This window comes from Flavobacterium sp. RHBU_3 (assembly GCF_046613565.1).
GTDB lineage: Bacteria > Bacteroidota > Bacteroidia > Flavobacteriales > Flavobacteriaceae > Flavobacterium.
In genome coordinates, this window is the sequence record NZ_JBKJHC010000017.1 from 58,121 (window position 1) to 68,766 (window position 10,646).

Genomic DNA, 10,646 nt, shown 5'->3' on the forward strand with positions numbered 1-10,646 from the left:
TTCACAAATACGAAATTATTATTTAATGATTTGTAAATGTGCTATATTGCAATAACTTATAACTTCGGTCTGCTAACTCCGATTGTAATTGGAACATGAATATTAGAAACAACGTTACTCTTTTTTTACTGTTTTTCTTTATCTGCACACTATCTCAGGCGCAGATTTATAAGCATGATTTTGGTTCCACAACCATAACTGCATATCCGTATACGGTAGCTCCGTCAATACTGAACACAAACCTGAATACTTCTTCCTGGACAAATAGCATAGGAAGCTGGACAAGCAATACGGGCGCCACAGGTCAGGCAATAATGGTTAATACACCTGCAGGAAGCACTACCCTGACACTTACTTTTAATGTTGCTACCGGTTATGCAGCTACTATTACTGCATTCGACTTTTGGAGCAGGCGAAGTAATTCGGGCCCGCAGAACTGGTCCATGACTATTAACGGCACCACAGTAGGTAGCGGCTCTGTTACAACTGCGGGCGCTGCATTAGGAAGTACCCCTGTAAGTACAGCTATAACAGGGCTTACCGGCACTGTAACCGTTGTTTTAACTGCGTCTAATGCAACCGGAGGTAACATACGCCTTGATGATTTTACGTTATATGGCAGTGTGGTTTCAAACTGTAATGGGGCTGTAGTTACTAATTTTACACCTGCTACAGGGGCAATTAATACCGGAATTACATTCACGGGTACAGGTTTTGGCAATACAACTTCAGTTACTTACGAAGGCGTAGCTGCTACGTTTACTGTGGTAAGTGATACTTCGCTTATTGTATTTGTACCGGATACTGTAGTTGCAGGAGATGAAATAATAATTACAGCTAATGGTTGCCCAACGAATGTGGTGAGTACTTTTAGCCCTTATCAGTCGATTTGTGGAAGCCAGGAAATATATATATCAGAGGTTTATGATGCTTTTTCGGGTAGTCCGGGAGCTATAGAATTATATAATCCATCGCCAATAGCAGTAACCTTTAACGATCAATATGTTTTAGAACGTTATGGTAATATAGGTGATGCAACACCAACGACTGGCTATGTCCTTACATTACCGGGTTCTATAGCTGGTAATTCAACGTATCTTGTTAGTAGTGGTCCGGCTCCGTGTAGTATTACAGCCGACGCTACTATGGGCTCGGGCATAAACGCTAATGATGAATTTAAGCTTTGGAAAAGCGGTACGCTTATAGATAACCTCCAGGTGCCTTTGGGTAACGGGGCTACAACAGGTATAGGATATACTATTATACGCAAACCCGATGCAGTAGCTCCCCAACCTGTTTTTAATGTAAACGATTGGAATGTATACGATACAGAATTTTGTAGCGACCTTGGAACCCATACAGCTAATCCTTCATCGGGTGCTATACCAGACATTACCCAACCCCAAAGTGTAACCGTATGTGAAGGAGCCAATGCCGTATTTACCATAGCAGTAACAGGAACAGGTTACGCTTATCAATGGCGTATGCTTAATGCCTCAGGTATGTGGGTAGATGTAACTAACAATACTACATATAGCGGTGTTGCTACGGCACAACTTACCATTACAAACGCTACAGCGGCTCTTAATTATTCACAATATTATTGTTTCATTACTTCAGATAGTTGTACTATTTACAGTAATGCAGCCATGCTTACCGTAGGAGGTACACTGGCAGCGCCTACAGGTACAGTTACAGATGCCGGATGCAGTACAGGAGGACAGTTTACTGTAACCAGCCCTACCGGTGCCGGGGTTACTTATAGCATAGACGGTGGTGCTTACGTAGCTACTACTACATTTACAGATCTTGCCACAGGCAGCCATAATATCATTGCAAAAAATGCTTCCGGATGTACATCGGCTCCATTTAATTTTACAGTTCAGCCTTATGCCAATACTCCGGCTGTACCGGACGCTACTATAACCCAACCGGTTTGTGGTGATACTACAGGAAACATAACTGTTACATCGCCTACAGGGGCATATACTTACAGCCTTGATGGAGGTGCTTATCAGTCATCGGTTGTGTTTAATAGTGTTGCCTCAGGTACGCACAATATTACCGTTAAAAATACCGATGGCTGTACAACTACCGGGCCGGATATTGTTATTGATGCAGCACCAACAGTACCTGCTACACCTGTTGTAACAATAGTTCAGCCTGATTGTACCACTCCTATTGGTAGTATTACGGTGGTAAGCCCGGTAGGAGCGGGGTACGAATACAGCCTGAATAGTGGCGCGTATCAGTCTTCTACAACATTTACAGGGCTTGTACCAAACAACTATACAATTACAGTAAAAAACAGTAGCAACTGTACCGCAAGTACTACTGCAACCATCAATACTGTACCTACAGCTCCTGCAACACCACAACTTACTGCTGCACAGCCGGATTGTACTACTACAACAGGAAGTATAACGGTAACATCGCCAACAGGAGCGGGTTATCAATACAGCCTTAACGGAGGTGCTTACCAAACGTCAACTATCTTTAGTGGCCTGTCTGCCAATAACTACTCCGTTACTGTACAGAACGCAGCCGGTTGTACAGCAATTTCATCGAGCATAACAATTAACGCAGCACCAACAATACCTGCCGTACCGCAACTTTCGGCTACTCAGCCTGATTGTACTACAGCGGGTAGTATAACGGTTACTTCGCCAACGGGAGCGGGTTATCAATACAGTCTTAACGGGGGTACTTACCAAACTTCGACTACATTTAATAACTTATCCGCTAATAGTTATACTGTTACCATCCAGAATGCAACAGGATGTACTGCGGTTTCATCGAGTGTAACAATAAACGCTGCGCCTGCTGTTCCGGCAGCGCCACAATTTAGTATTGTTCACCCCGATTGTGTTACTACTTCAGGTAGCGTTACAGTTGTATCACCAACGGGAGCAGGTTATCAATATAGTATAGACGGGGGGGCTTTTCAAACTTCTGTTACATTCAGCCCGGTATCATCAGGAAACCATACAATTACTGTAAAGAATGCTTCAAACTGTACATCGAGTGGTACAGCAACCATAAATGCAATACCTACACCTCCTTCAACGCCTCAACTTAGTGTTGTTCAGCCAGATTGTAGTAATCCTGCAAGTATCACCGTAACGTCGCCTACAGGTACAGGATATCAATACAGCCTGAATGGGGGAGCGTATCAGGCATCGCCGGTATTCAGCTCGTTAACACCTAACAGCTATACCGTAACTGTAAAAAATACTGCCGGTTGTACTACTGCTTCTTCTGCTGTAACAATAAATGCCGGCCCTGTTGCTCCTGCCACACCACAGCTTAGTGCTACGCAACCTGATTGTGTTACTACAACAGGTACCATAACAGTTGTATCTCCGGTGGGTTCATCTTATCAATACAGCCTTGATGGCGGTACCTATCAAAGTTCGGTAACATTTACATCAGTTACACCAGGTAGTCACACTGTTACAGTGAAGAATACCTCTAACTGTACATCTACTGCCGGAATTGTTATAAACAATATACCTACACCACCGGCCACACCTGTGCTTGCTGTTACGCAGCCTACCTGTAGTGTAGCTACAGGAAGCATCACTGTTACTTCGCCAGTAGGGGCAGGGTATCAATACAGCCTTAACGGCGGTGCATATCAGAATTCAACAACATTTAGCTTACTATCAGCTAATTCCTATACGGTAACGGTAAAGAATGCCGCGGGCTGTACTTCAGTTTCGGCACTGGTAACCATAAATACAGCGCCAGCCAGTCCTACAGCGCCTGTAGTAACTATTACACAACCTGACTGTACAACAGCTACGGGTAGTATGACAGTTACTTCACCAATAGGTACAGGTTACGAATACAGCGTAGACAATGGTGCGTATCAAACTTCGGTTAATTTTAGTGTACTGTCTCCCGGATACCATAACATTAAAGTTAGAAATGCAGACGGATGTGTTTCAGTTTCTACAACTTTCTTTATAAAGAATGCGCCCGCAACACCTGCTGTACCTCAGTTGACGGTTACTCAACCTAACTGTAATGTTACTACCGGAAAAATAGTTGTAAACAGCCCTGTAGGAGTAGGGTATAGCTATAGTACCGACGGAATAACGTATCAGCCATCACCTGTATTTTCGGGTCTTGCTACGGGAACATATACTGTTACTGTAAAAAATGATGCAGGCTGTACCGCAATATCTGCCTCTGTTATTATTAATGCTGCACCGGCACCGGCGCCTGCGCCGGGTACTATTACCGGAAATAACGGTGTTTGTATAGACGATACGTTACAGCTGACTAATACGGTAACAGGTGGCGTATGGAGTGTTTCAAATACTTCAATTGCTACTATAGATGCTACAGGGCTTGTTACACCTATACACGCAGGTACAGTAATTGTTTACTATACTGTGGGTACCATTTGTACAGACTTTACCCAAAAAACAATAACAGTATATACGTTACCAAATCCACATTTACAGGATGTTTATTTGTGTGAGAATAATGTAAATCATCTTATAACTGATCCTAAAACCCTTGACACAGAGCTTAACAATACCGATTATAGTTTTGTGTGGGATAAAGACGGTACTGCTTTATCATTAACTACTGCAAGTATTAACGTTTTAGAGCCGGGAGTATATACTGTAACTGTAACAAATATAGTTACCGGTTGTTCGGCTATATCTCAGGCTACTGTGGGTATTTCTTCTATTGCTTTGGCTACTGCCCAGGTAGGAGAGGACTTCCAGAAAAACCAGGCTGTTTATGTAACAGTAGCAGGAGGTTCGGGTGATTATGTTTTCAGTATTGACGGAGGTTCATTCCAGGATTCACCAGTATTTACGGGTGTAAGCCAAGGTGAACATATTATAACAGTTAATGATGTGAATGGTTGCGGTAGTATAGATATTACTGTTTTTGCACTGGACTATCCGAGATTTTTCTCTCCAAATAACGATGGAAAACATGATACATGGAATATACCGGGATTATCCACCCAAACAAATTCATACATCCATATTTTTGACCGCTATGGTAAACTTATAACATCTATATTACCTTCAAGCCACGGATGGGATGGTACACTAAACGGGTATCCACTTCCGGCTACAGACTACTGGTTTGTAGTTAATTATAGATCTTCTAATGGTAGTATTAAAGAGTTTAGGGCACACTTTTCTTTGTTAAGATAGTATTAACCTGAAAACGCCTGCAATTAAAGGACTTCTTTAGATTTTGCATTTTTTTATATAGTTAATATCTGAATAGATGTTAAGTTATTCCTGATTTTACCCTCCGCTTTGCACGGAGGGTTTTTTATTTTCTTTACATGTTAACATAATGGTAATTAAGTATTTACTTGTTTTCTACATACAGGTAATACACGATTATAATATTTGCATGTTACTCAATACCAGAAATCAGAACTTAATTTTTTTAAAACCTTTCAATGAAAAAAACTCTTAACCAAAAGTTGCGGAGCATAATAATGCTTGCGCTGTTTTTGACGGCTACTGTCTCAATTGGGCAGGTACAATACACCATTGCCCGTGGGCATAGCGGATTTGTTACAGCCAGCGATGCTACCGGAGTTACTACTTCGGTTACAAACATACTTACAACTTGTAGTACCAGTAGCCCTAACAACTCTAGCAGTTCTATGACTATGACTTCCCAAAGCGGTTTCAGCTTTTATGTAACTAGTGTTACGGGTAATCGATATAGGAGTTCAGCCGGGTGGGCATCTGCTTATTTAAACTTTATAAACACAAATACCAGTACAAACCAATCAAATAGTACTACTTCTATAACAAGTTCAGGTACCTGCGGAACCGCTTATAGTGTAGGTACATTTACCTACGCGGCTTCTGTACAAACAGTACCTTCAGGACAGTCGGCTACAGTTTCGGTTATTCCCAGTGGTTCAGGCAGCGGATATTCAGGTACAAAATCTATAACAGCCGTTGTAACTGTTACCGGTATAGGAACGGTTACTAATTCGTCTAATACGGCTATTACGTCTTTAAGTTTCCCTAATACAAATGTGGCCAGCACCAGTGCTGCTTCATCGTTTGTATTGCAAGCCAGTGCTATATCGGGTAGCAATATCCTTATACAGGCTCCTACAAACTGGTTGGTTTGCGAAACATCGAATGGAACCTATACAAGTAGTATTTCGTTTGCTAATAATACTGCAACAAAAACTATTTATGTAAAATTTGCGCCTACGACAGCCGGATCGCTTTCCGGACAAATAGTTGTTAGTAAAGAAACTAATGGAAGCGGTGTAGCTAATCGTACGCTTAATGTTAGTGGTACAGGAGTTGCTGTAACACCGCCAGCCATAACAAGCGGCCTGACAGATGCATCAGTATACGGTAGTACAGATAGCTACCAGATTACTGCTTCTAATACTCCTAATAGCTTTATTGCTACCTATAATGGTGGTGAACTTCCAACAGGTATGTCTATAACTACAACCACAGGACTCATTAGTATTAATGAAAGTTTAGCTGCGGGAATATATAATATAGCCATAAGCGCTTCAAATGCGGGAGGTGGAGCAGGTGCTGCACAAACACTGGCATATACACGTACTGCAAAACCATTAGCCCTTATAAACGGTAGTGCTGATAATAAAGTTTATGACGGAACTACCGATGCTACAGTTGTAACATCTCCTGTACTGTCTGGTATAGTTAATGGCGATTCCGTATCTATGACCGGTGTTCCGGTTGCAGAGTTTGTTTCTGCTGATGCAGGTATACAACAACTACGTATTGCTGGGGGGTATACGTTAGATAATACTAATTATACGTTAGTATACCCCCAGCAACCATCAGGGTTAACGGCAGAGATATTCCCAAAACAGCTTACCATTGCCGGAATATTTATTAATGATAAAAACTATGACGGAAATACTGTGGCAACGATAGGAGGTACGCCTAATCTTTCCGGTATTGTAGACGGAGACGTAGTAACGGTTAACGGATCTGCAGCAGTAGCGTCCTTTAGCAGTGCAAATTCAGGAAATAATATACCTGTAACAATATCCGGCTATGTGATTGAAGGTACTGATGCTACTAACTATATACTACTTCAGCCACAAGGACTTACCGGTAATATAAACGATACAGGACTACTGTTCCAAACCATAACATTTGACCCACTGAATGCAGTAACATACGGAGATACTGCTTTTGCACTTAATGCATCTTCTACATCAGGCCTTGATATTACTTTTACAAGTTCTGATGAAAATATTGCTTTGGTTTCAGGCAATAGCGTAACTATCATGAGCGCAGGAACGGTAGCAATAACAGCAAGTCAATCGGGAAATACACAGTACAATCCTGCTGAGGCTGTACCACAACAACTTGTGATAAACCCTAAAACACTTACCATAACAGATGCTGCTATTATTACCAAAACTTATGATGGTACTACTGTAGCCCAGGTAACAGGAACTCTAACAGGGATAGTGGACGCTGATAATGTTGTAACAAGTGGTACCGGTATATTTGAAAATAGAAATGTCGGCGAAAATAAAGTTGTAACTACACTGTTTACAATTACCGGAACTGATGTTGAAAACTATACACTACAACAGCCGGGCGATATTACTGGGAACATAACTCCGTTGCAGCTTACACTAAATGGTGCTTCAGCTCAGGATAAAATTTATGATGGAACTGATGTAGCAGTAATCACGGGTACTTTAAGCGGTATTATAGCTCCAGATGTGGTATCTTTTGTTGGTAACGGCACTTTTGAAAATACGAATGTTGCACAAAACATTGCTATTGATGCGAACTTAGTTTTAACAGGTGATGATTCTGGTAATTACACTATACAACAGCCGGCAGGGCTTACAGCAGATATTACTCAGGCGAGTATAACTGTTGAAGCTTCGGTTTTTGATAAAGTCTATGATCGCACAACTGATGCTGAAATTGTAGTTACTTCAGTTAACGGCATTGTCAATGGTAACGATGTTATTGTAACTGGTGGTGGTGTATTTAACACTTACAATGCAGGTACAGCAAAGCCTGTTACATCCGGCCTGGTTTTGAGTGGTGCTGATGCTGCCAATTATACCCTTGTACAACCTACAGGACTTGTGGCATCCATTACAAAAAAAGATATCACTGCCGATGTTACTTCAGCTTTGGTTATAGATAAAGTATATAACAATACAACTAATGCTACGGTAAGCGGAATAGTACTGAACGATGTGATTAGCGGCGATGAAGCGGATGTAGAGGTACTGTCAGCTGAATTTTTCCAGGAAACAGTAGGCAATGGTATAGCCGTATCAGGATTTGTACTTTCGGGTACAGCTTCGGGCAATTATAACCTTGTACAACCCACAGCTACAATTACAGGAAATATAACCCCTGCTACTCTTGTATTAAACAGTGCTGATGCCCAGGATAAAGTATACGACGGTACAGTTGCTGCCTCAATAATCGGTACCCTTTCAGGTATAATTACAGGTGATACAGTTACTTATAGTGGTGTTGGTGCATTCACATCTACTGATGTGGCAAATGGTATCATTGTTACCGCTGCAATCAGTTTAAATGGTGCTGATGCTGCTAACTATGTAGTTACGCAGCCTACCGGGCTCTCGGCTGATATAATGCCAAAAGCTGTTACAATTGCGGCAGAGGCAGTTTCAAAAGTGTACGATGGTACTACAGCAACTACAGTACAAAATGCCTATATTAATACGGGAGTAATAAGCCCGGATGATGTAACTCTTGTTGAAAATTCTGTAGCAGGAACATTTAATAGTGTAACTGTGGCTAACGGTAAACCTGTATCGGCTACATTTATGCTTGCCGGAGCCGATGCTGCCAATTATGTTATTACAGCACAAACATATCCGGCAGATATTACCCCGGCTACGCTTACTGTAGATGTAACCGGTGCTGCTGTAGCAACAAAAACATACGATGGTACTGATGTAGCCCAGGTGAGCGGTGCCGTACTTAGTGGATTACTTGAAGGTGATACTGTAAATGCTGTGGGTGGTACGTTTGACACTCCAAATGCAGGCACAGAAAAACCGGTAACTATAGTACTTACCGGAACCGGAGCTAATAATTATACGCTCATACAGCCTGAACCACTGTTAACCGGTACAATAAACAAAAAAGACATTACCGCAACTGCAAATAGCCTGTCTAAGGTTCAGGGTACAGTTAACCCCGCTCTTACCATAACTTATAACGGATTGGTAAACGGTGAAACGGCTGATACGGCATACAATTTTATTGCGCCTATTACTACAACTACAGCTGTAACTGATTCTCCAATAGGTGTATATCCTATTACATTGCAGGGAGGTTCGTCAGTTAATTACAACTTTACATCACTTACTAATGGCTTGCTAAGTGTAATGGCTACCACAACAGCAACCAATATACTTGCGTGGGATTTTACCGGCGAAGCACAGCTTGCTACTTCAACTGCTGAAGTACAAAACAGTAACCTTGATTCTTCCCTAATACTCTCACGTGGTTCGGGTGCGGCTGCATCAGCAGGGGCTAACTCGTTTAGAACCATAGGGTTTCAAAATAATGGTATAGCACTTAACAATACTGATTATTTTCAGTTTGAAATATCAGCCGATCCTAACTATGTGGCATCATTAACATCAATAGATGCTTCATTCAGGGGAACATCTTCTTTTGGTAATTTAGTTACACATCATTATGCATACAGCACAAATGGTACAGATTTTACTTTTATAGGAAACCCTGTAGTTACTACTGCAGGAGAATTTGCCACGCTTTCGGTAGATGTTAGTAGTATTACAGCGCTACAAAACATACCGGCAGGAACTACTATTACATTCAGGTATTATGCCAGTGGAAATACATCTACAGGGGGCTGGGGGTATTATTCTGCTTCATCAGGCAGTTATGGTCTAGCTATTAAAGGTTTTGTATCAGTTGCACCGGTGCTGCCTGTTATAACAAGCGTACTTACTGATAGTTCGTTTATAGGTGATGTTGATACTTATCAGATAACAGCAAGCGGTACACCGCAAATAGATTTCTCGGCCACTTCACTACCTACAGGGGCTAGCATCAATAGTTCCGGTATAATATCTTTTGATGGTACTACTCCTGCGGGTATTTACAATATTACACTTTCCGCATCAAGTGTTTACGGTACAGATACAAAAACACTTGTATACACCGTTAACAAACTAAACCAGATACTTACTTTTCATCCAGACCCCATACCGGTTAAAATGGTTGGTGATGCGCCGTTCTTATTTGAGGTAAACAATACAGCTGGGCTTCTTGTAAATTGGTCCAGCTCAGATGAGTCGGTAGTAACAATAGATACTGATGGTATAATAACTATAATAGGCGAGGGTACAGCTGTTATTGCTGCGTCAAATTCAGGTAATGACATTTACAATGGTGTAATAGAGACACGCATAATATCTGTATCTTCAGGATGTTTTGAATGGACGGGTGCTGTAGGCAGCATTTGGAATGATTCCGGCAACTGGTGTGGTGGCGTAGTGCCAACAGCGGCAAGCGATATTACCATACCTGCTACAGCTAACAACCCTGTTATTGCTTCGGGCGTTGCTTATGCACACAACCTAACCCTTGGTGCAGGCGCTACAC

General features: G+C 41.7%; 2 protein-coding genes. Both read left to right on the forward strand.

Annotated elements, in window-relative coordinates; translation table 11 throughout:
* Nucleotides 1–95: 95 nt before the first annotated feature.
* A complete protein-coding gene (locus tag ACLI1A_RS18495) occupies nucleotides 96–5,186 on the forward strand; it encodes a T9SS type B sorting domain-containing protein (protein WP_411410180.1) in 5,091 nt (1,696 codons plus the stop codon).
* Between the two features lie 257 nt (nucleotides 5,187–5,443).
* A partial coding sequence (locus tag ACLI1A_RS18500; protein WP_411410181.1) for a beta strand repeat-containing protein occupies nucleotides 5,444–10,646 on the forward strand: 5,203 nt, incomplete at its 3' end.